The 23990-nt window shown below is 31.1% G+C and carries 13 protein-coding genes; 7 read left to right on the top strand and 6 right to left on the bottom strand.

Features of this window, described 5'->3' with window-relative positions:
- Positions 1-5 precede the first annotated feature (5 nt).
- The 5 genes from KHA98_RS20370 to KHA98_RS20350 form a co-directional block, all read right to left on the bottom strand.
- Positions 6-5453 (bottom strand): MupA/Atu3671 family FMN-dependent luciferase-like monooxygenase, encoded by a 5448-nt coding sequence (locus KHA98_RS20370; RefSeq protein WP_213259828.1) that lies wholly within the window; start codon positions 5451-5453, stop codon positions 6-8.
- Positions 5441-8860: a non-ribosomal peptide synthetase gene (locus KHA98_RS20365; RefSeq protein WP_213259826.1), complete on the bottom strand. Its 3420-nt coding sequence runs from the start codon at positions 8858-8860 to the stop codon at positions 5441-5443. Before KHA98_RS20365 ends, KHA98_RS20370 begins: the two co-directional genes overlap by 13 nt.
- A gap of 10 nt (positions 8861-8870) precedes the next feature.
- Entirely contained in the window at positions 8871-14420 is a 5550-nt protein-coding gene (locus KHA98_RS20360) for a non-ribosomal peptide synthetase (RefSeq protein ID WP_213259824.1), read from the bottom strand.
- A 464-nt stretch (positions 14421-14884) separates the two neighbouring features.
- The gene (locus KHA98_RS20355; protein ID WP_246522459.1) at positions 14885-16921 is read right to left on the bottom strand and encodes a tetratricopeptide repeat-containing sensor histidine kinase; all 2037 of its coding nucleotides are present in this window, start codon (positions 16919-16921) and stop codon (positions 14885-14887) included.
- 74 nt (positions 16922-16995) lie between these two features.
- Positions 16996-17238: a hypothetical protein gene (locus KHA98_RS20350; protein WP_213259822.1), complete on the bottom strand. Its 243-nt coding sequence runs from the start codon at positions 17236-17238 to the stop codon at positions 16996-16998.
- Between the two features lie 119 nt (positions 17239-17357).
- Here KHA98_RS20350 and KHA98_RS20345 point away from each other — a divergent pair, with 119 nt between their 5' ends.
- On the top strand, positions 17358-18026 hold the full coding sequence (locus tag KHA98_RS20345; protein ID WP_213259820.1) for a response regulator: 669 nt from the start codon (positions 17358-17360) through the stop codon (positions 18024-18026).
- Positions 18027-18042: 16 nt separating this feature from the next.
- On the top strand, positions 18043-18459 hold the full coding sequence (locus tag KHA98_RS20340) for a nuclear transport factor 2 family protein (RefSeq protein WP_213259818.1): 417 nt from the start codon (positions 18043-18045) through the stop codon (positions 18457-18459).
- A 251-nt stretch (positions 18460-18710) separates the two neighbouring features.
- Here KHA98_RS20340 and KHA98_RS20335 read toward each other — a convergent pair whose 3' ends face one another.
- Positions 18711-18911 carry a CopG family transcriptional regulator gene (locus tag KHA98_RS20335; RefSeq protein ID WP_246522457.1) on the bottom strand — a complete coding sequence of 67 codons (201 nt, stop codon included), beginning with the start codon at positions 18909-18911 and terminating at the stop codon, positions 18711-18713.
- 201 nt (positions 18912-19112) lie between these two features.
- Between KHA98_RS20335 and KHA98_RS20330 the strand changes: the two genes are divergently transcribed.
- The 5 genes from KHA98_RS20330 to KHA98_RS20310 all read left to right on the top strand — a co-directional run bounded on the left by KHA98_RS20330 (position 19113) and on the right by KHA98_RS20310 (position 23942).
- Positions 19113-20981, top strand: a complete 1869-nt coding sequence (locus KHA98_RS20330) for a type VI secretion system Vgr family protein (protein WP_213259816.1) — start codon at positions 19113-19115, stop codon at positions 20979-20981.
- A 2-nt stretch (positions 20982-20983) separates the two neighbouring features.
- The gene (locus KHA98_RS20325; protein WP_213259814.1) at positions 20984-22471 is read left to right on the top strand and encodes a polymorphic toxin-type HINT domain-containing protein; all 1488 of its coding nucleotides are present in this window, start codon (positions 20984-20986) and stop codon (positions 22469-22471) included.
- Positions 22472-22489: 18 nt separating this feature from the next.
- Positions 22490-22798: a hypothetical protein gene (locus KHA98_RS20320; protein ID WP_213259812.1), complete on the top strand. Its 309-nt coding sequence runs from the start codon at positions 22490-22492 to the stop codon at positions 22796-22798.
- Positions 22799-22887: 89 nt separating this feature from the next.
- Positions 22888-23202 (top strand): hypothetical protein, encoded by a 315-nt coding sequence (locus KHA98_RS20315; protein ID WP_213259811.1) that lies wholly within the window; start codon positions 22888-22890, stop codon positions 23200-23202.
- Between the two features lie 263 nt (positions 23203-23465).
- Positions 23466-23942, top strand: coding sequence for a hypothetical protein (locus KHA98_RS20310; RefSeq protein WP_213259809.1), 477 nt, complete (start codon positions 23466-23468; stop codon positions 23940-23942).
- Positions 23943-23990 lie beyond the last annotated feature (48 nt).

Raw genomic sequence — 23990 nt, 5'->3', positions numbered from 1 at the left:
TTATATCAGTTTAATCTATTAGCTCGTGCGTTTCTTCTTGAAGCACCTTTATTCATTATTTTTTGAGTTGCATTGCTATCTTTTGGGGTGCTGTTTTGCATTAGTTTTGCTTGTTGTTGTATAGTAGGATTACGAAACAATTCGACCAATGAAAAAGTAATATTGAACTCTTTTTGCAGCTTCTCATGTAACAGTACTATTTCTATCGAATTTCCGCCTGCTTCAAAAATGCTGACGTGATACGGAATGCTTTCTTTTTTTAAGACTTCGCACCAAAGACGATAAATATCCAGCTCAATTTGACTGCTGAGTTTGATGTTATTGTTTGTTGTTGCTTCCTGCGGTTTCAGTTCTTTTAATTTTATTAAATCAACTTTTCCGTTTTCCATCAAAGGGATAGAAGATACAAAAGCCACATCTTTTGGATTCATATAATCCGGAAGCATCTTTTTTAAATGATTTCTAACAACGGCTTCATTTACCTGCGAAGAAATCTGAAGTGCTTCTGCATTATTTTTTTCTTTGCCATATTTATGATTTATTGCATACAACATATAAGTATTATCATCTAATGCCGTTTCAGAATCAGTAATAGCTAATTCTTCTACATGAATTTCATAGCCCTTTTCACTAAGGAGATTTTCTATTATATTCAGATTTGAATCTCCATCAACTTCAAGTGCGAGCTGATGAATTTTTGACCAATGCTCTTCTCTGATGCCTTCTAAAACAAGACATTCGCTTTTTTCGACATCTACTTTTAGCAGGTCTATAAAAGGGATATTTAATTCGTCTATAACATCAGATATAGTGGTAAGTTGGCAATTCACTTCTTTTGCTTCATATAATGAAGTCAGGTAGTCTTTTAATTCTCCGGAAACTTCATCATCACTTTCTACATTTTCATAAAAAGATTTGATAATAATATCATCATCTGAATGATTTGAACTGTCTGATAATATCGCATTATCATGCTTCATATAATTTTTGACAGCGTCTACGATCGTACCTTTTTCTGCAAATCTGCCGGACATTCCGGACATTTCCGGATAGTAATAAAAGGTGGCATTTTCTTTTTTATTCGAAACTCCGTAATTTAAAATACGTCCTTTTATTTGGCGATGTTCGAAATTTTGTTTTAATCCAGAAAAAATTTGTGGTATAGGTTCAAATGCAATAATTGTTGCACTTGGCTGTCTTTGATTTACATCTATACTAAAAGACCCAATATTCGCTCCTGCATCTATAACTACTCCATTTTCCGGAACTGTAATGTTGTGTTTAAAATAGATTCCGTCCTGAAATATTTCTTTATACAACATCGCCAACTGGCGATCTGACTGATGATAAATTACACTTCCGTCAGGAAAATAAAAAGCCTTTGCCTGCTCCTGAACCGGGAGTTCTTTATAATTTCCAAAAACAATATCTTCTTTGACAATATATGCAGATAAATGTGTGCTATTTTCATTGCTAATTGGAACAATCTTACAGTTTTTGACTCCTGGAATATTAGCAATTGTTTTCTCTATTTCTTCAGGTTCTACTCTGTAACCGTTGATTTTTACCTGATTATCTTTTCTGCCAATGTACTCAAATGTACCTTCGGCAGTTAACCTCATCAAATCTCCGGTTTTATAAAACCTCGTATTTCCAAAATAGGAATTATTGATATTTTTAAAACTTTTGTTAGTGAGTTCAGTATTATTATGGTATCCTTTTGCAACGCCTGCCCCACCAATATAAAGTTCGCCAACAACTCCTAACGGAACCTGTTGTTCAAACTCATTTAATAGTAACAAATTGGTATTCAATATAGGTTTGCCAATTTTAAAATCATCTTTATTAATTTCCCTCCATGCAGACCAAACTGTAGTTTCTGTTGGCCCATACATATTGTACAATTTTGATTTGGTGATAGCACTTAAACCTTCTAACAAGCTTTCGCTTAATGGTTCGCCACCAATCATCCAGTGCTGTACTGATGATATATTTCTTGATTTATCCTGATGGTATAAATCGACAATCAGTTTAGATTGTGATGGCGTCATTTGAACATGAGTTACTTTGTAAGTATCTATAAGTTCCAGCTCTGTTTTTTGATTTTCAACATTTAATAAATCCCTAAACTCAATTTGTTTTTGGTACAAAGCTTTAGTTTCGTTTATTTTTTGAAGTCCGGATAATACTTTTTCATTTTCAACTCCAAAATCAACCAGACATGCAACTTCGGTAACTCCAATATCCTGAATGCTCTGAAGCATTTTCTGGCAAGATTCTACACTGCCAATCAGCGTATTTTCTTTACTGAATTTTTTATATGCAATCTCAATAATTTCATCACTCTGGGTATCTATATCCAATCCTGATTCCTGAGCCAGGGGTTCCATCAATTTCATTGAAGACCTTAAATAATCTTTAAAAGGTTTTTCGCTTAATTCCAGAGCCGTGTCCTGCATTTCATCAATATAGGTATGAAGCATTAAAGACACTTTTTTATCCTTTAAATCAAATCCATTATCACGTAATGATTTATGATAAATGGCTATGTTTTCGGCCAATTTCTCTAATGATTGCCCTAACATGTGAGTTAGAATATTGGCACCAATTTCTCCCGCATATTTAAAAGTTTCAGGGCTTCCTGCAGCGGTAATCCAAAGTGGTAATTCTTGTTGTATTGGTGTAGGTCTTATTTTTATTTCAAAATCCTGATCTACTCCATTCTTTCTGGTTATTGGCGTTCCTTTCCAAAGTTTTTTAAGCTCTGTTATTTTCTCACGCATTTCAGTATGGCGGTTACTGTAATTTGAATTTGAAAACACAAAATCATTTGGATGCCAGCCTGAAGCGATACTAATTCCGGCACGTCCGTTACTTAAATTATCAACAACTGCCCATTCTTCGGCCACACGAATAGGATCATGCAACGGAAGCACTACACTACCGGAACGAATTGCAATATTTTTGGTTAAAACTGATAAAGCAGCACTTAAAACTGACGGACTTGGAAATGCTCCTCCGAATTCACTAAAATGGCGTTCAGGTGTCCAGATTGCAGTAAAATTATTCTGGTCTGCGTATTTTGCAGTTTCTAACAATAAATCATATTTCTGATCATTACCTTCTTTGTCTGCACCAAAAAACATTATACTAAAATCGATATTTTTAGCAGGGGCAATTTTTTCCGGAGCCAGCAATTTAAAAGGATTAGATTGCTGTAATACAATTTGATGACCTCTTGAAATAGTCCAGATTAGTTCTAAAACCGAAATATCAAAATTCATACTGGTTTGTGCAAGCCAGGTTTGTTTTGTATCTGTCCCAAAAGAAATATCCAATCCTTTTAACAAATTATTCAAATTGGCTTGACTTACTTCAATTCCTTTAGGTTTTCCGGTTGTGCCAGATGTAAAAATGATATAAGCAGTATTCTCATCGTGACAATTGGTTATGATTTCACGATCTGTTTTTATTGGCTGAATTTTATCCAGATAAACAAAATCTCCTGTTAATTCTTTTAAATACAATTCTTTTAAAGAAGACAAGGTCAAAATATATTTGGGCTGGGCATCAGTCACAATCTGACTTAATCTAACTGAAGAATAAACCGGATCCAGAGGAATATAAGCTACTCCTAATTTAAAACAGGCAAAAATTGCAGCTACCATTTCGATAGTACGCAACAAACATATTCCTATTTTATCGCCGTTTTCTACATCATGATCAAATAGATAAAGCGCAATAACATTAACTTTTTCTCCTAATTGTGCATAGCTGTAAGACACATCATTGTTGACAATAGCAATTGCATCAGGGTTATTTTTAACTTGATATTCAAAAAGGTTTACAGCATTTTCAACATCAGTTAAATCCAGCGTATCACCTTGTAAATACTTATAAATTTGTTTTGCATCATTTTCGCCAATCAAGTCAACTTTAAAAACATTTTCGTCCGGGTTTACCAATAAAGAATGTACTAATGTGTTAAAATGTTCTGACATTCTAACGATTGTTTCTTCTTTAAATAGATCTGTATTGTATTCCCACGAAAGTGCAAGTCCTTCAATGGTTTCAATAATATTTAAGCTAAGGTCGTATTTGGCACTCTTTACATTTTTATAAACAACGGGCTCTAAAACGATATCTGTTAATGCAATTTCTTCCTGCGTATTATTCTGAAGGGATAATAAAATTTGAAATAAAGGATTGTGTCCTAAATTTCTTTTTACTTTTAATTCTTCTACTAATTTTTCAAAAGGCAATTGCTGATACTCATACGATTCCTCCAGCATTTGCTTGCTTTGCTGAAGCAATTTTCTGAAACTAGGTTCTTCTGATAAATCACTTCTTAGTATTAAAAGATTCATAAAAAAACCAACCAGGTCAGCAACTTCAGCTTTGCCTCTATTTGCAATTGGTGTTCCAACCACTATGTCTTTTGCATTGCTGTATCTTGATAATAAAATACTGAATGCTGCATGAATCGCCATAAATAAAGTTGCCGATTCTGCTTTACATAAACTATATAATGATGCCAGCGTGCTTTTATCAATATGCGAATTAATAGTATTACCATTAAAACTTTGTATGAACGGTCTGGGGCTATCTACTGGCAAAGTATGAATTACAGGCAGGTCTGCAAGTTGATTTTTCCAATAGTTTATTTGATTTTCCAATACTTGTCCTTTCAGCCATTGTCTTTGCCAATTGGCATAATCTGAGTATTGTATTTGTAAGTCCGGTAATGAATTTGATTCTCCTTTTGAATAACTATTATAAAGACTATTAAATTCTTTTACCAAAACCCCTATCGACCAGCCATCTGAAGCTATATGATGCATGGTAACGATCATAAAGTGTTCTGTTGCATTTACTTTAAAAAGCCGAACATTTAATAATAAATCCTTAGTTAAATCAAATATTTTATTTGTTTCTTCTTCAATTTTCTGTAAAATCTGGTCTTCTCTATTATCAATTGATGCATCAAATTCTTCAATAGCAATGGTAAAATCATTTATTACCTGGATTTTTTGAGCAGGTTCTCCGGAATTATCCACAAAAAATATACTACGTAAACTGTCGTGTCTTTGGAGAATAGTATAAAAGGTTTGGTTCAAAGCATTATAATCTATTTTTCCTTTTAGCTTAAAAGTTGATGTAAGGTTATAATGAGAACTTCCGTTATTAATTTTATCTAAAAGCCATAAACTTTGCTGAGAAAAAGACAATGGTTTTGGAGTATTTATATCGGTACTTTTAATCAAGGGAATTTCGTGCGTTGAATTCTCGATTAAAGCAATAATCTCGTTTTTATTTTCTTTCAAAAATTCTTTATGTTCCTGACTAAGCAAACTCAAATCACCTTTTACCAAAAGTTTTCCCTGAGAAGCTTCAAAACTTATTCCTTGCTGAATTAACTGGGTTAATCTTTGTTTTAGGATTAAATCTCCCATATTTCTGAATTTTTATCGTTTGTAATTTCTTCTTTTATAATCGCATTAATTCCGGTTGTAAATACTACTTCATTATCTACAGATTGAGCCAGTTCATAAATATTTTGCATAGTAAAAACATCCTTCATCTTCATTTTGATGGCAAAAACTTCGTTGATTTTATAAATCATTCGAACCACATAAAGTGAATGTCCTCCCAACTCAAAAAAATTGTCCATTATACCCACTTTTTCTATGTTCAGGATCTCTTGCCAGATTGCTGCAAGTTTTGCCTCAGTTTCATTTGTTGGAGCAACATATGCAGTCGAAACATTATTTTCGAGAATAATATCCGGCAACGCTTTTCGGTCAACTTTACCATTTGATGTCAATGGAATGTTTTCTAGTTTTATATAAAAATTAGGAATCATATAATCCGGAAGTCTCGATTTTAGAAAACTTACAATCTGACTTTTATTTAGATCTTCTTTTGATACGTAGTAAACTGCAAGGACATTTTCGTCGTTTATTTTTTTAGCTTCTACAACGGCATGTTCTATAACATTTGAAAATTTTAAAATCTGAAGTTCAATTTCTTCGAGTTCAATTCTATATCCTCTTATTTTAACCTGCGTATCATTTCTTCCCAAATAAATTAGAATACCGGAATAATCTACATAAGCCAGATCGCCTGTTTTATATAATTTTTGACTTGCATTAAAAGGATTTGTGATAAATCTTGTTTGTGTTAATTCAGGTAAGTTTACATAACCGTTAGCCAGATTATCACCTCCTACATAGATTTCGCCAATTACTTTCTCGGGCACGGGCTGAAGATTATTATCTAATAAATAAATAGTCGTATTAGGTAATGGTCTTCCAATAGGGACATAATTCGCAATAGTTCCGGCCTGAGCAGAAATAGTATGACTAGTAACCACATGTGTTTCTGAAGGTCCGTAATGGTTATGCAGATTAACATGAGGGAATTCTAATAAAAAATTTTCTAAAGAACGTCCCACAACTAACTGTTCACCAGAAGATATAACATGTTTAACATTATGGTTTTCAAAAAATAGCTGATCTGTAAAATCAAAAAAGCTGGATAAGGCCGAAAACGGGAAACATAAAACCTCAACTTTATTTTTCGTTATATACTTCGATAAGCTGTCAAAATCCAATTTCATAGCTTCCGGCGTAATATATAATGTTCCTCCACTTCCCAGAACAAACCAAACATCCTGAAGCGAAACATCAAAACTAAATGAAGTATATTGCAAATGCTTTAAACCTGATGGAATACCAGAATCATATTTATTCCATTGAATTAAATTAGATAACATTCTGTGTGTCTGAATTACTCCTTTAGGATTTCCTGTTGACCCCGAAGTATAGATAATAAAAGAATGATCATCTAAGTCGTTTACCACAACTGGATTTTCTGTGGGTTCATCTGTAAATTCAAATTCGTCCAGATAGATAATATCAATAGCATCAACGCCTACTTTGATATCGCCTGTAGTTAATATGATTTTTATTGCAGCATCTTTAATGATATAATTTTTACGCTCTTTCAGATATTTATTATCCACAGGAACATAACAACCACCGGATTTGATTACTCCCAGCATGGCAATCACATTGTATTGTGATCTGTTTAGCAATACGCCAACATTTGTATTTGGCGTTATACCGTGATTTTCTCTTAAATATTGCGCTATTTGATTTGAATAATTATTGACTTGACGATATGTAATTATAACATTATCATAAACCAAAGCAACAGCATCTGGCGTTTTACCTGCCTGATTTTCAAAAAATGAAATGACAGTTTCTTTTGTATACTTTTCTAAATCAATTTGATGATTTTGTATCCCAATTTGTCCTTCCAGATAATTTAAGCTGCTTATTTTTTCTTCAGGTTTCGTTAAAAGTAACGCTACTATTTTTTTATAATGTGTGATAAATTGTCTGATAAATTTTTCTTCAAACAAATCGGTACTATATTCTATTTTGAGAGATAAAAGGTCATTTTCATCTTCTTCTATGTATACCAATAAATCAAATTTACTTGTAGTATTTTTTTCTTTAACAATTGTTTCTAACGCCTCAGTATCTGGATCTTCATCTGTATTTTTTGATCCGTTCTTTGGCATGACAACAAGCATAACATCAAAAAGAGGATTTCTTGACGGATCTTTTTTTAGTTTTAATTCTTTTACTAATTCTTCAAATGGATACTGTTGATGTGTATGTCCTTCTAATAAGGATTGTTTAACCTGATTAAAAAAGGTATCAAACGAATCTTGTTTGTCTAATCTATTTCTAATTGCCAATGTATTTGTAAAAAAACCTATCTGATTATTTAAATCGATATGCTCTCTGGCTGCAAAAGGACTTCCAATTATTATGTCGTCGTTCCCGCTATATCTGGCTAAAAGAACATGTAGCGTTGCAGTCATAATCATATGCAACGATGCGCCTTTATCCTTTTTATAAGACTGTATTAAGTGAGATACATCTTTGTTAAAATATGTTTTTAAAGTTTCACCTTCATATGTTTTTACTGGCGGACGAATACCTTTTACAGGAAAATCCAAAACAGGAATTTTGCCTGAAAATTTTTCTAACCAATATGTTTTTTGTTTTATAAAAGACTCTTCCTTTAAATTTTGCAAACTCCACGCTGCAAAGTCTTTATACTGAATTTTTAGCTCAGGCAACAATGGAATAGTAGCTGATTTTAAAGCATTATAAGCCAGTAATATTTCATTTTTGAGAATAGGAATAGACCATGCATCACAAATAATATGGTGCATATTGCAATAGAAATAATACTTATTGCTTTGGTATTTTAATAAGGCCACTCTAATTAAAGGGCCATTTTCTAAATCAAATTCTGTATTTGTAATGCTCTCAATGTGTCGGTCTATTTCTGCTGAAAAATTTGCAACAGCTGAAAAATCGCTGTAATCAACTTTGAAATTTATCTGTTGTACAGGTAAAATGTATTGACTTAATTCATTTTCGTGATTAAGCCTAAATACGGTTCTCAGTATTTCGTGCCGATCAATTACATAACACAAAGCCTGTTCTAAAATAGGGTGATCATAATCTCCTTCTAATTTTAATTCAAAAGGAATATGATAGGCTTTGGATGCATTTGCCGACTGAGATTCAAACCATATTCTAAATTGAGCATTAGCAACAGGATAGCTTATTGCTTCCTCAACTTTCGGGATTTCCTTAAATTTATTAGTTTCAAGAGACTTTAAATAATCTATGATTTGGTATTTGTTACTTTTAATCTTTTCAATGATTTCATTACCAATATTTTCATTTAATAGTGATACTTTCAATTGATCATCTACTATTTTTAAAGCAATACCATTCGTTCTTAACTCTTTAAGTAATGTGATTATTTCCATTTAGATTAGATTAAATAATTAATTGGTTTATGGACTGATCATCATTTACTTCTTGTAGCCACTTTGTATTTTCTATAGTAACAGCTAAATTTTCTATCGTTGGCGCTGTAAAAAGTGCATCGAGTTTTATTGTCAGGTCAAATCTTTTATGAATGATGGATAATAATTCCATAGCCTTTAAACTATGTCCTCCTAATTGAAAAAAATCATCTGTTATTCCTATTTTATTAACATTTAAAACTTCCTGCCATATTTCGACTAATTGCCGTTCTGTTTCATTTTTTGGCGCTATATATTCTTTGTGTATGATATCTTTTTCAGATATACCAGGGAAAGCTTTTTTATCTAATTTACCATTCGGAGTTAACGGAAAAGCACCTAACTCTATATAATAATTAGGAATCATGTATTCCGGAAGTTTGCTGCCCAAATAATTTCTGATAGCAGATTTCTCTACTTCACCATCTGTTACATAATAAGCAACAATAACTTTCTCTTCATTATCTTCCTGCACAAGAACTACAACGTCGCGAATCAATTCAGAAAAAGTAGAAATTGCAGATTTGATTTCTCCTAACTCTATTCTAAATCCACGAACTTTAACCTGATCATCTTTTCTTTTAGCAAACTCTATATTACCATCTGTTAACCAATATCCTAAATCGCCGGTATCATACATTTTTGCGCCCTGAATAAAAGGGTTCACAATAAATTTTTCAGCAGTTAGTTCCGGTTTATTGAGATAGCCACGAGCAAGTCCGTTTCCGGAGATATAGATGTTTCCTAAAACCCCTACAGGAACAGGTGATAAAAAATCGTCCAGAATCCATATTTGTGTATTTGATAATGGAGATCCTATTGAAATTGATTTCTCATTTTTTGAATTAATCAAATAACAAGTACTATATGTAGTATCTTCTGATGGTCCATAAAGATTTCTAACTTCTATTGATTCTATCGGTAACTCATTAATGATATCTGGTGACAGGGCTTCTCCTGCCAAATTGATAATTTTTATATTCTCTAAAGAAACTTTATCTGTCAATAGTTTTCTTACTACAGAAGGAACTGTATTTAATAATATCTTTTGATCACTGTCTGCATATCTGGCAATTTCTAAAGCATTTTTAAGTACACGTAATGTTTTTCCTGTACTTAGTGTGAAGAAAAACTCATACACTGATAAATCAAAACAATATGAAGTGACTGCATAAACAATATCAAATTTATTAAGGTCATATTCTCCTTTTGACCAATGAATTAACTCTACCGCATTTTTATGTTCAATCATTACACCTTTAGGATTTCCTGTAGTTCCCGAAGTATAAATAATGTAAGCTAAATCACTTTCCTGATTTATTTGCGCCAGATTTGATGCCCTAAAATCATTTGCAACATTATCGTATTGCATTAAAAAACCACTGTCAATAAGAGTTTTAGCTTTACTGTCATTTTCTATATATTCTATCCTTTCCTGCGGGTAATTGGTGTCGATAGGCACATAAGCACCTCCCGATTTTAATATCGCCAGAATTACTACAATCATTCTTTCACTTCTGTCTAATTTGATACCTACCAAATCATTAGGCTGAATTTTATAATTGTTTCTTAAGTAATTAGCTAATCTGTTAGATTGTTCATTTAATTCCTGATAGGTTATTTTTTGATTTTCGAATACAACTGCAAGATGATTTGGAGTCAGAGCTGCCTGCTCTTCAAATAAATCTACAATTGTTTTCTTTTTAGGGTAATCGACTTTTGTATCGTTAAATTTCTCCGTTACAAGATTATTTTCTTGTGGCGTTATATAGATAATTTCTTCAATATTCTGATTTGGGAATTTGATCGCTTCAGTCATTAAAATCTCAAAATGAGAAAACATTCTTTCAATTAAAAATGAATCATAAACGTCTGTATTATATTGTATGTTAAGTAATAATCCTTCATTATTTTCTGTAAAAGCATAACTCAAATCAAATTGTGATGCATTACTATTGAACGGATAATTTTCTATTTTTAATTCTGATAATTCTTCCTGATTTACCAGATTTTTTAATTGTCTTTGATTTTGCAAAACAACCATTACATCAAATAAGGCAGATCTTGATCGGTCTCTTTTTAAATTAAGTTTGCCTATCAAATCATAAAATGGATAGTTTTGATGATCATAAGCTTGTAATAAAGTGTCTTTTTCTCTTTTTACTATTTCTGAAAAGTTGTTTTTTTCCTGAAAATGAGTTCTAATTGCAATGGTATTAAGATACAATCCTATTTGATTCTCCAGATCCGGATGATCTCTTCCTGCTATTGCAGTTCCCACAATAATATCCTGTTGATCCGTATATTTATACAATAGACTTTTTATTCCGCTCAATAACGTCATAAAAAGAGTAGCTTCATTTTCTGTTGAAAATGCTTTCAGCTTATTTAAAAAATCTTTTGAAAACTGATGATCAATCGTTTCACCGTTATACGTTTGAATTAAAGGACGCTTTTTAAAGCTTGGCAAATCCAAAAGTGGAATTTCACCCTCAAATTGCTTCAACCAAAATTTTTCAGATGCAAGATTTGCTTCTTGTTGCTTTTCTTCGGTTAACCAATTAGCATAATCTTTATATTGTATATTAAGATCTGGCAATACAATTGGAGCTCCTGCAATCAGTGCATTATAAATAGATACAACTTCTGAAACTAATAATTCCATAGACCAGCCATCGCCAATAATGTGATGCATTGACAAGAAAAACAGATATTCTTCTTTTTTTCTTTTTACCAGTATAGCCTTAACAAGAGGTACTTTTTCAAGATCAAAAGCAATATTACTTTGTTCGGTAAAATAACTTTTAATAAATTCTTCATTATTCTTTATTAATGAAAAATCTTCTTCCTTTATATTAAATTCAAAAGAAACAGCTGACTGAATAAACTGATTTACTTCTCCTGACTCATTAAGCTTAAAATACGTTCTTAGACTATCATGTCTTTTAATTAATAATCTAAATGATTCTTTAAATTTGTAGATATCTATATTTCCTGTTAGTTTTACAACAAAAGGCATATTGTAGGCCAGAGACCCGCCCTCTAACTGGCTTAAAATCCATAGTCTTTGTTGTGAACTAGTTAAAGGATAACTACTTCTAAATTTAGCTTGCTGAATAGGTAAATACTCCTGATTTTTTAATGCTTTTTTTAAATCGCTAATACTCGGATTCGTATATAGTAATTTATAAGGTACACTCTTTTGAAGTTTTTTGTAGATTAGGTTTATGATTTGAGAAATCATTAAACTATGTCCGCCTAATTCAAAAAAATGATCTTTTATACCTATAGGAGAAATTCCAAGAGTTTGTTCCCATATCTCTACCAGTATTTTTTCTATGTCATCGGTGGGTGCACTATATTCTTTTCTGGAAATAATTGTATCCGTTATTTCCGGAAACGCGTCTTTATCCACTTTTCCATTTGGAGTCAAGGGAATACTTTCAACTTTCATAAAATAAGAGGGAATCATATAAGCCGGAAGCTGTTTTTCAAGATAACTTCTTAATCCTGCTTTTTCAACAACTTTAGACTCTGTATAATAAGCAACTAAAACATCCTCATTATTTTTTTTCTTCACAGCAACAACTGCCTGTTTTATAGCAGTAGAAAATGAAAGAACAGCATTCTCTATTTCAGAAAGTTCAATACGATATCCTCTCAATTTTATTTGATGATCTTTTCTACCAAAAAAGGCAAGATTTCCATCTGGCATCCATTTAGCCAAATCACCGGTATCATACATTTTTAACCCTTTTACAAAAGGATTATCTATGAATTTAGTTTCTGTTAAAAGAGGTTGATTGAGATAACCGTTTGCTACTCCATCTCCGGATAGGTATAATTTACCAATAACACCTTCTGGAACCAATTCCAGATTTTTATCTAAAATGTAAGCTAATGTATTTGCAATTGGTTTACCAATAGGAATTGCACTATTATAACTATTTTCTGAGGAGAGACGGTAACAAGTACTGTATGTAGTATCTTCAGAAGGGCCGTACAAATTTCTTATTTCGGCCTTAGTAAGTACTAGTTTTTTAGCAATATCTACAGGAAAAGGTTCACCTGCCAGATTAATTACTGTGATATTTTCCAGAGAAGATCCGTTTTCCAAAATGTGACGCATACTGGAAGGAACTGTATTTAATAAAATCCTTTTATTTTTTGGCAATTCAGCTTCAATTTCTAAGGCATTATTCAATATTTTTACTGTTTTCCCTACAGACAAAGTGTAAAACATCTCGTATACCGAAAGATCAAAACAATGTGAAGTTGCTGCTAACACAACATCAAAAGTTTCACTGTCAAATTCCTGCTGAGCCCAATTAATTAATGCAGCGGCATTTTTATTGGTAATAATTACGCCTTTAGGTTTACCTGTCGTTCCCGAAGTATAAATAATATAAGCTGGATCATTTGCAGCAATGCTAACTCTTATATTTTCTTTAGAATACTCTTTTTGGTCGTTTAAAAAAAGAGCATAAATTTCTGCATTGATTACTAATTTACAATTACTGTCGTTCTCAATATACTCTATTCTGTCACTTGGGTAATTTACATCAATTGGCACATAGACTGCCCCCGATTTTAAAATTCCAAGAATGGCAATCAGTAACTTTTCACTTCTTTCAATTTTTATTCCAACAAAATCACCTTTTAAGATCCCATACTTTTTTTTAAGGTAGTCAGAAAATTGATTTACCTGTTCATTTAGCTCACTAAAATTTAAAGCTGAATTTTTAAAAGTGACAGCAATGCTTAAAGGAGTTTTATTAGCTTGTTTACCAACAATTTCTGCCAGGGAAATTTCATTGGTAAAATCAAAATTTTCAAAATTGAATTGACTAAGAAGTTTTTCTTTTTCTAAATCTGAAACTAATGGAATCTCAGAAATCGGAACATTAATATTTTCCTTTAATTTTAGTAACCAATCTCTAAATCTTGTTAAAAAGTGAAAAGCAATTATACTGTCTGCAAAATTGTTAGAAAATTGAAGCGAAATTTTTAGATTTTTATTCCGGTCTTTTTCAATATTAAATAAAACACCAAAGGCTATATCCTTACTTTCTTTAGGAACTCCATAATTAAACTGAAAAGGAATATAATTTACACTAGGATTAGAGAAAATAGAATGATCCTCAGAATAATTAATATATTTATAAACAGTCTGAACCTCTTCTTTTGTTATTTGCAGAAATTCTTTTATTGTCTTATTTTCTATTGATTCAAATACATAAAACCCCATTAGTGGTTTTGAATCTACAATGATATCAGAACCAATAGCAATAGCATTATCATCAAAATAGCGCTGAAGAAGCATGTTATATAATGCGATTAAAAGCGTATATTCAGCAATAGTACTTTCGCGGGTTAAGTCATAAAAATAAGAAAGCTCACTAGCATCTACAATAATGTGATCTGTTGAAGTAACCTCAGAATAATTTTCTGTTTGGTGAACAATTTTACTTGTTTTTTTATGCCAATATTCTTTTGCAATTTTCTGATTTATGTTATGCATTGTGTGGTATTTATTGTTGTAATAAATAGCTGCTCAAACAATTTTAAAAGAATAGTAAGATCAAACATTTTAATCCTCTAAAGATGCTTTTTTTTTGTACTTAAAATATAAAACTATACATGTTCTATAAAATATATAGAAATATTCTTTTCAACTTTCCGCACAAAACCTATACAATACTGATTTTCAGAGTAACTAAAATGTTTTTTCTTTACTAATATCCATTTTAATATTGTCAGCTACAATATTTAAAACGAAAATAACAGGAATACAAAGGTAAAAATTACGGGTTTTTAATATAAAAATTACGGAGTTCTAAATTCTAATAAAAACAGGATAAAACTGACAGTAGAAAAACAAAAAAGTGAATATACATTCAACGAATATACATTCACTTTTTTACCTGATTAAGGTATATTTTTCGGGTACTACTAACTATAAAATTATAAGGAGAAAAAGAATCTTTATGAAGTTTCATTTACTGAAATGAGATTGAATATAACTTCAATTCTTGTCCCTTCATTAAATTTTGATGTAATATTAATTTTCCCGTTTAAAGATGCCACCCTGTCTCTGATATTATTTAATCCAATGCCGTTTTTTTTACTTTTAACATCAAATCCCGCACCATCATCAATAATTGTAAGTCTCAATGCATTATTTTTTTTCTTATAAATTTTAACTTCACAATTTTGTGCATTTGCATGTTTATTAATATTCAAAACAGCTTCCTGAATGATTCGATATAAATTTATTTTATAAATAATCTGTGTATTTCTCCAATCGATATTACCACTATCCTGATAAACAAATTTTGTTTCGGAAATTCCTTTTTGATTCTCAATTAAGGTAGACAATAAAATATCAAAATCACTTTGTTCCAAAAAAGAACTATTTATTAATCCATGAGATATTGTGCGTATTTCATTTTCAATATTTTGCAATTCAGAAATATAATTCTTTCTTTTTTCTATAATTTCTGCATTACTGTGAGCATTAAAAAATCCAAGATTCATTCGAACACTGTAAATTTTATTCATCACACCATCATGCAGCTCTTTTGCTATTTTTGTTTTTTCATTTTCTTTTGCAGTAAATATTTTTTCATGCTGATCTGTCAACAGCTGGTATATTTGTTCGTTTGCCTGTTGCTCTTTCTTAAAAAAATTAAGTTCCTGATTTTTATATTTAAAATACCTTAAGACGATCATTATTAATAAGCCCAGAATTAATACAACTGATATAATCAAAATATAAAAATTTGTTTTAGTTAAAACTTTATTCTCATCCTCAATTCTTGATGTTTCATATTCTATTCTTGAATACTTGTCATGTGCATTTCTTTGAATAATATTAATACTATCACTCAACTTGATATACTCATTGGTATAAAAAAGACTGTTTTTTTTATCAATTTTATATAGCAATCTTAAAGTTGTAAGAACTTCATTACTGCTTTTAATTTTGATCGCCAAACGATTGGCTTCATTTAAAATCTTTATAGAATTTACGGTATCCTTCTTAGACAGGTAATATTCGCCAATATGTATTTTTTTATATATAATATCTGGCTCCAAACCAATACTGTCAACTATTCTTAAAGATTCAAACAACATATTCCCGACCTCTTTATAGTCTTTACTTTTCATCTTCGAATATGCCAAATTACTAAGGACATTAGCATATATTCGAGGCCATCTTTTTTTTAATTCATCTGTTAATAAAGGCTCAAGTCTTTTTATAGATCTAGTATATTCTCCTTGTAAATCATATAAATTACAAACATTTATAATAGACGTAATATTATAATTATTTATTTCGTCTTTTCCCTTATCCTTCATTTTATCTAAAACCTCTAAAGCCATATTATGATACTTTAAAGCTTCTTTATACTGAATTAACTTTTCAAGACAATTACCCATTAAAGTATTGCAGGAATAAATTAACTCATAATCTTTAGAGTTTTTTAAATTTTGAAGTGCCTTAGAAATTTCGACATTACATTCTATATAGTTACCATCATAAAACAAGACATAAGCTTTATTAAATAACATCCTGGCAATATTATCATTATCATGAAGTTTAAAATAAATTTTCTCTGCCTGAAGATAATAGCTATAGGCACTGTCTTTTTTGGTGTTCTCATAACTGTCACCCACAAAACAACATGCCTTGGCCATTCTAATGCTATCATTAGCCAATTTTGATAATTCTAAAGCTTTTAAACTTACTGCCAAAGATTTTTTCGAATTATTAATATAATAATACTCCGATGCAATCCTTAGATATGTATTTCTAACCTCTAAATCATTTTTTTTATCTTTTAATAATAATACAGTAGAATCTAAATATTTTTCTTTTTCATTGCATTTTAAATTATCTGCGTATTTCTTATCAAAAAAAATAGTGGAATTCTTTTCTGTATAGAAAGAATCACTTTTTTTACAAGATAAAAAAAAGAAAAAAAGAAGGTAAAACGGAATTTGGTTTAAAATCTTCAAAATTATATTTGTTTTGTTTCCAAATATAACATTTTGCAATAAACCAAAATCCTTATAATAAATCTATTAATTAACTATTTTCTTGGTGGTTTCGGATTACTCGGATCTCCATCAGTCTCAGTATCATTAATATTCATTAACCCCGAATTCAATTTTGTTGAATCAATTTTCTGTATTGATGACTCTGCCTCAACTTTAAGCTTTGTACTGGCACTTTCGTTAGTCTCTATTTCATCATTTGTGCATGAAACAAATACTAAGGACATAAACATTGAAGCACTTAAAAAAAACCCGATTTTGTAAAATTTATTTCTCATATAATTCTAATTAATGTTAATTGTTTAATAGGTTGTAAAAAAAATGCTTTGATAAATTTTAATTGTACGGGTTTTCCGTAATATTTTAATTAGATTTGATTTAAATTGAAAGCACATATATGAATTTAAATATTTTAATAGTTGAGGATCACCCAATGACGGTTGATAGCTACATTAACCTATTGTCAAACAGCGATTTAGCCGACAAGGATTTACATTTTATAAAAAGTTATAATTGTGAGGAAGCTTATGACAAGATAAAACTTTATGAGAAACAAAACACTCCTATACATTTTGCCTTGCTTGATATAAGTATACCTCCTTACAAAGAATTAGAAATAAATAATGGAGTAGATTTAGCTCATCTATTAAGAAAAAAGTTTAGTTCCTGCAAAGTAATATTACTTACTATGCACAGTGAAGCCTTAACTGTTGACAAAATAATTAAAAAGATCAAACCGGAAGGGTTTATTTCTAAAAGTGATATAAACTTTGAGTTGTTTCCAATTATTTGCAAAAAAGTTTTAAATGGCGAATATTTTAAAAGTCCAACTATTATACAATCGCAAAGAGAATTATTTAAAAAAAATATAAACTGGGATAATCATGACAGCCAAATTCTGATATTACTCTCAGAAGGAGTAAAAACAGTTAATCTCCCAAATTACATTCCACTTTCTATGAGCGCAATCGAAAAGCGCAAAGCCAATATAAAAGATCAGCTTTTAGAAGGAAAAGGAGGAGATAAAGACTTAATAGATAAGGCGAAAAAATTAGGGTTAATTTAATTAAAACCAAATATAAATGAAAACAAGAAAATTTTTATATCTGATTACAGCTTCGCTTTTTTTCTTTAGTAGTAATGCGCAAGAAAAAGATTTAGTAAAAAAAACTATCGAAACCTATTTTGATGGCTGGATGACTGGTGACACATTAAAACTTGGAAAAGTAATGCATAGCTCCTGTAACCTAAAAATAATTAAGGACAACAATGTACTTGTAATAGACAGAAAAACTTATTTAAGCAGATTTAAACTTCACCCAAAAACAGCAAATACAGAAGGCAAAATAATTGATATCAATATTACAAAAAACATCGCATCTGCCAAATGTGAAATACAAACTCCGGAAAGACTGTTTGTTGATTATTTTAATATGATGAAATTAAATGACGAATGGTATATCGTAGATAAAATCTCAACTAGCTCTGAAAAAAAATAAATGTAGATTTCAATACTCACTTATCTAATAATAATTCTCCAGAATTAAAAAAAAGAGAATCTGAATAAGTAGACTGCTCCCAAAAGATTAGACAAATTTAAAATTAAGTTTGATAGTAATGAGCCCGATAGTGTATCGGGCTCATTATTATTAGATTAAGTTATTTTATATACTTTGTGGGCACGGATTACAAATCCGCGTTATCGGGTATCGGGACACTTCGTAGAGCTACCTAATGTAAAGTATAATAGCTATAAAGTAGGCAGATCTTTTTTAAATTCGGCTAACATTTCTTCCTTGGTTTGTTTTTTTACAAAACCACTTTTTTCTCCCTTATCTATTTTTGTTCTCACAAACTCATAGTATTCTTCCTTTGAACGAGCTTGCTCAATCAAATGGTTAATCGCTTCACTTTTACTGCTAAACTCTTCTGTATTAACCTGATTTTTCAACCACTCTTTATTTAGGGCAGTTAATGATATGCTTTGCCGGCATGATTTTAAAAATGTCTTATTGTGTTATTCTTATACCTTATACTGTATGTAAGGTGTTTTTTACTTTTCTATTTTAGAACAAATAATCTGATATCGTCAGATCTATAAAAAGTTGTACGAAAACATTGAGCTACATAAAGCACAGTAAAACTGATAAAAATGATAAAAGGAAAAATTATTTTTGGAATTGACAGTAAAGAAATCTCCCATTTTACTTCAATAGAACTAAATCAGAGCATCAACAATCACCATCATTTTAATATCAAAGTGCCACATTCAGTAATCGAAAAGCCACGAGCTTACACGATGCAGAATGCACAAAATTGGTTGGGAAAAGTCGTGCATATAAGACTTGAAAACAATAACAATTTTCTCGGTATCATAACCAATATTGAATTAGAACTCAATGCAGACCTTGTTGGCAGTCAAATTATTTTAAGTGGTTATTCAAAAACAATATTGTTGGAATCGGGGCAAAAAATGCATTCTTGGGAAGATAGCTCAATTCAATATATCGTTAAAGAAATCATCAAAAACAGTACCGATGAACAACTTCAAAATGAAATAGAACCCGAGTTCGCAACTATACTGCACTATCAAACCCAATATCTAGAAACTGATTTTGAGTTCATTCAGCGACTAGCCAAACAATATAACGAATGGTTATTTTATGATGGTGAAAAACTATTTTTTGGCAAGCCCAAAAATAGCACAGCAAATGATAAAATCACACTGACTTTTAACCGGGATTTGTACACTTTTAATATTGGTATTCAAACTAAACCTGTTCATTTTGAAGCTTTCACCTATAATGAGGACATTAATAAACTCTACCAAGCCAAAACACAAAATAAAGTAGAAGGACTGCCTATAATGGGTGAACAAGCTTTTGATACTTCCGAAAAATTATACAAAACTGCCTCTTTTGAATATGGACGATTTGCTACAGGCTATGATGCAAACTTAGAATTAGCGCTTAAAAAACGTCAGGAAGCAACTATGGCCGATGCCAATTATATCACTGCAACCAGTAGTAATAAGAAATTAAAAATAGGTGCAATTGTTATCATAAATGCTCTTGAAGAAATAGGAAATACTGTTGATCTTGGTCTTGTAAAAAAACAATTTAAACCTCAGGAAATAGGGCAATACATCATTACCGAAATCACTCACAAAGCCAACCATTTGGGCAAATATGAAAACAATTTTAAAGCGCTGCCCGCTTTTATAAAAAAATTGCCCGAACCACAAATAAATTTCCCGCAAGCCCAAACCCAACAAGCAATAGTTATAGACAATGCCGATCCCAAAAACCAAGGCAGAATAAGAGTCAAAATGTTGTGGCAACAAGCTAAAAATCTCCGCACACCATGGATAAGGGTAATGACCCCCGATGCTGGCAGCAGTAGTGAAGTTGCTAAAAATCGAGGTATGGTTTTTATTCCGGAAATTGGCGATCACGTTATGTTAGGCTTTCGCTATAATGACCCCAACAGACCTTTTGTAATAGGGAGCATTTTTAATGGCGCAACAGCAAAAGGCGGACAAGCCAACAACAAAATAAAAAGTCTAAGCAGTAAAAGCGGAAATATAATAAAACTAGACGACCATAAAGGAAGTGTATATATCTCAGACAAAGGGACTTCAAATATGAAATTTGATGGTGCAGGAAGCGCTACCACCAATGCCAATGTCAACCATAACGTTAATGCAGGAAGCAAGCATGCTGTTAATGTGGGTGCAACAAAAGAGCAGCCTCCGCAAACAAGTTTAGCAATGAATGCCGATGGCAGTATTGTTTTAGACGGAAAAACAAGTATTACCATAAAAGTAGAAGGCAATACCATTACAATAGACAAAGAAGGCATAAAAGTAGCATCAGCCGAAGGAATAATCGATTTAACGACACTGGCAGGTGCTTTGAGCGTTTCGAGCAAAGGAACAATGGATATTAATACAGCCAGCGATCTTACCATTACAGCTGGTCCAAGTGCAAACATTTCTTCTGGAGATACTAACATTATGTAACTATGGAAGAACTAGAATACATAACCAAAGATGCACTAATAATGTGCGACCAGGGAGGGGCTCCGGATTTTTTTAAACCCACCTACAACAATAAAGTAAAAATACACGGTTGTCTGGTTGCAACAAACAAAGATGCTATTCCTTTGGGCAATATACCCTCTTTTAAAGTTTGCAAAATAACAAATGTACCTTGTGTGCCGGCAACTGTTCCGTTAACCTGGCAAGACACCTGGCAAGTTAAAATAAAGGGAATCAATTCCCTGATAGGAAAAAGTACTTGCCAATGTACCGTAGGAGGAAAAATAGAATTTATGACCAGCGGGCAAGTACCCTTGCCCGACGATGCCATGGCAGAAGTAAAAGAACTGCAAGAACAAGCGCAACGAGAGCTTGACGACAGCGGCAATGGCAACAGCATTGGCGAGGCAGGTTTTGCCGAAGGACTTATACCAGTGTGGGGAAGCGGCAGAGATTTAATAAACGACATACAAACAGGTGATGGTCTGGGAGCAGTCATGAATGCAGGATTCTTAATTTGGGATGTCGCCTCTATTGCAGCCGGAGTTGTTTCTTTTGGAGCTGCTACTGTCGCAATGCAAGGAGCAAAAACGGGGCTAAAAGCCACACTAAAAGCAGGCGGAAGAGTAATTGCTAGATCAGCAGTCGAGGCTTTGGGTAAAGTAAGTTTTAAAAAGCTGAGTAAAGAAATTTTAGAAGGGTCTATTAAACTTAAAGCAAAACTATGCAAGTTAGTACCAGTATTAGGATGCTTTACTGGCGAAACACTTATAAAAACACCAAATGGATTTATAAAAATAGAAGATATACAAATTGGCGATGACGTTTATAGCTATGATGAAGAAGCACATCAAGTTTGCATTAGAAAAGTAACTCACTTATTTGTAGAAGAAGTTGCAGAGATAGTAGAAATACATACTAAAAACGAGGTAATTAGAACCACACGAAATCATCCTTTCTTTGTAAACGGAGAATTTAAAGACGCCGAACAAATAGAAATAGGGGAACATCTTTTTACACACGATGAAAAATTAGTAGCAGTAATCTCTTTAAATTATTTACCCAAAACAGAAAAAGTATATAACTTTGAAGTAGAGGAAAATCATTGCTATTTTGTTGGCGAAGAGGGAGTGCTGGTGTTGAATACTTGCCCTAAGCTAATAGAATCTTTAATATCAAAAATACCTAACGCATTAAAAAAAAATTTACAATGTGTTGAATTTGCAGATGCTTTTAAAAAATTATTAACTCAGAAAGGAATTAAGGGAGAAACTGTTGAATTAATGTCTTCAAGATATATAACGGATGCAACAGGTAAGGTGATTTCTGAAAACGGTTATCATATAGGAACTAAAATTGATAATATTATATATGATAACTTAAACCCTAAAGGGATACCATATGAAAAATGGTTAGATGATTTAGGGGCAGGATTTCCTGGTATGAGCGATCCTAAAATAACTCCCTTTTAATATTTAAAACTAAAAGAAATGAATTTATTAGAATTATTAGGATACATAGAAAAAAGACCTCTTATGTATTTAAAAAATAAAGATATTGATGAACTAGATAGCTTTTTAGCCGGTTATAATTTATGTTTAAGCCTAAATAAAATAGTAGATAAAGAGAGTAATATCTTTAACAAAGATTTTTATTACTATATTTTAAAAAAATATGAAATAGAAAAAGGCCATACATGGTTAGAGTTGATAAAACAAATTTCTCTAGATGAAAATAGAGAAGAATTCGATTTATTTTTTGAAGTATTAAAAGATTTTAAAAAGGATAAAGAATTATAACGCCAGATGGGTAAGCCACATATAGTGTAGTATAAGAATGAAGTTTATAGATCCTATTTCTTTTATGGCATTCCAAATTAAAAAGTATTATGAATAATATTGAAAGACTAAATCAAAATCTAATTAACAGCACAGATTTTCAAGAAATACAAAAAGATTACCTTTTGTCTCTATTGTTGGATACAGACAATATTGTTTTAATACGGGATATATTTGTATATAAAGGAAATAAAATGATTTTTAAAGGTAACCAAAAACAAATAGGTAAGGAAGAATTTAGTTTATTTTTAAGAGATACAGTAAACCCTAACCTGTGCAAAAATTATATTGTCGTAGTGAATGATAAAGATGTTTGTATTATAAATGAAGATGGCACTATCTTAAAATATAATAACTTAAAATAAAAATTTGGAATAATATACCTAGTTTATGCATTCTTTAGAAAATTTTTGAGGAGTTTCTAAAGAATTGAATAAACATCCTTCATTTAAGTGATATTAGAAAAGAATGGAATAAATTTTATAAAAAATTTGAAGATGCAGATTTGATTCCTACTAAAAAACAATTAGAAGATTATACTAAAGCAATTGATAAAAAATTTGCAAACCAATTTAATCCTCCATTTTCTGTATGGAAATAATATTTAAAACTTATTAAACAAAATATCATGTATAAAATAATTCAACCAGAAGTAATTGTAGGTCTTGGAGAAAAGACTGAATTTTTAGAGAAAGAAGCCCCCTTTAAAACTGTTACTAAACTACATATAGAATTAGAAGACTGGTTAGGTGATGATTTGATGGAATGTTTTCCTTGTTACGTAATTACTGAAAATTTAAAAAATGAATTAATAAACAATGATTTTTCTGGTTATCAAATTAAAGATTTGGAAATAAGTATGTCTGAATATTTTTTAAATAATTATAATTTGCAAAAGCCAATACCTAAATTTTATTGGTTAATAATAAATGGTATTGAAGATAAAACAGATATATATTTAGGAAAAGAAAAGAAGTTATTTTGCAATGACAGATTAATTAAACTTATTACTGAAAAATTTAATGCAAAATATTTAGATATAAATCCACAAAGAAATGAATTTGACGACTTGTTAGATCAAATGATAGCCGAGAGTAATCAATAGTCAACATCGTATGGGTGGCGGATATTATGCAAAACGAAACCTACGACA

Origin of the sequence: Flavobacterium branchiicola (genome assembly GCF_018383905.1) — a bacterium.
Classification (GTDB): Bacteria; Bacteroidota; Bacteroidia; order Flavobacteriales; family Flavobacteriaceae; genus Flavobacterium; species Flavobacterium branchiicola.
Note: the sequence above shows the minus strand (reverse complement) of the source record. Positions and strands in the feature narration are given on the sequence as shown.

What these genes read in the sequence shown, in the direction of transcription:
- KHA98_RS20340 (WP_213259818.1), top strand. Translation starts at nt 18,043, where the DNA reads ATGAAAACAAGAAAATTTTTATATCTGATTACAGCTTCGCTTTTTTTC.
- KHA98_RS20365 (WP_213259826.1), bottom strand. Translation starts at nt 8,860, where the DNA reads ATGGAAATAATCACATTACTTAAAGAGTTAAGAACGAATGGTATTGCT.
- KHA98_RS20325 (WP_213259814.1), top strand. Translation starts at nt 20,984, where the DNA reads ATGGAAGAACTAGAATACATAACCAAAGATGCACTAATAATGTGCGAC.
- KHA98_RS20330 (WP_213259816.1), top strand. Translation starts at nt 19,113, where the DNA reads ATGATAAAAGGAAAAATTATTTTTGGAATTGACAGTAAAGAAATCTCC.
- KHA98_RS20350 (WP_213259822.1), bottom strand. Translation starts at nt 17,238, where the DNA reads ATGAGAAATAAATTTTACAAAATCGGGTTTTTTTTAAGTGCTTCAATG.
- KHA98_RS20310 (WP_213259809.1), top strand. Translation starts at nt 23,466, where the DNA reads ATGTATAAAATAATTCAACCAGAAGTAATTGTAGGTCTTGGAGAAAAG.
- KHA98_RS20345 (WP_213259820.1), top strand. Translation starts at nt 17,358, where the DNA reads ATGAATTTAAATATTTTAATAGTTGAGGATCACCCAATGACGGTTGAT.
- KHA98_RS20370 (WP_213259828.1), bottom strand. Translation starts at nt 5,453, where the DNA reads ATGGGAGATTTAATCCTAAAACAAAGATTAACCCAGTTAATTCAGCAA.
- KHA98_RS20315 (WP_213259811.1), top strand. Translation starts at nt 22,888, where the DNA reads ATGAATAATATTGAAAGACTAAATCAAAATCTAATTAACAGCACAGAT.
- KHA98_RS20320 (WP_213259812.1), top strand. Translation starts at nt 22,490, where the DNA reads ATGAATTTATTAGAATTATTAGGATACATAGAAAAAAGACCTCTTATG.
- KHA98_RS20360 (WP_213259824.1), bottom strand. Translation starts at nt 14,420, where the DNA reads ATGCATAACATAAATCAGAAAATTGCAAAAGAATATTGGCATAAAAAA.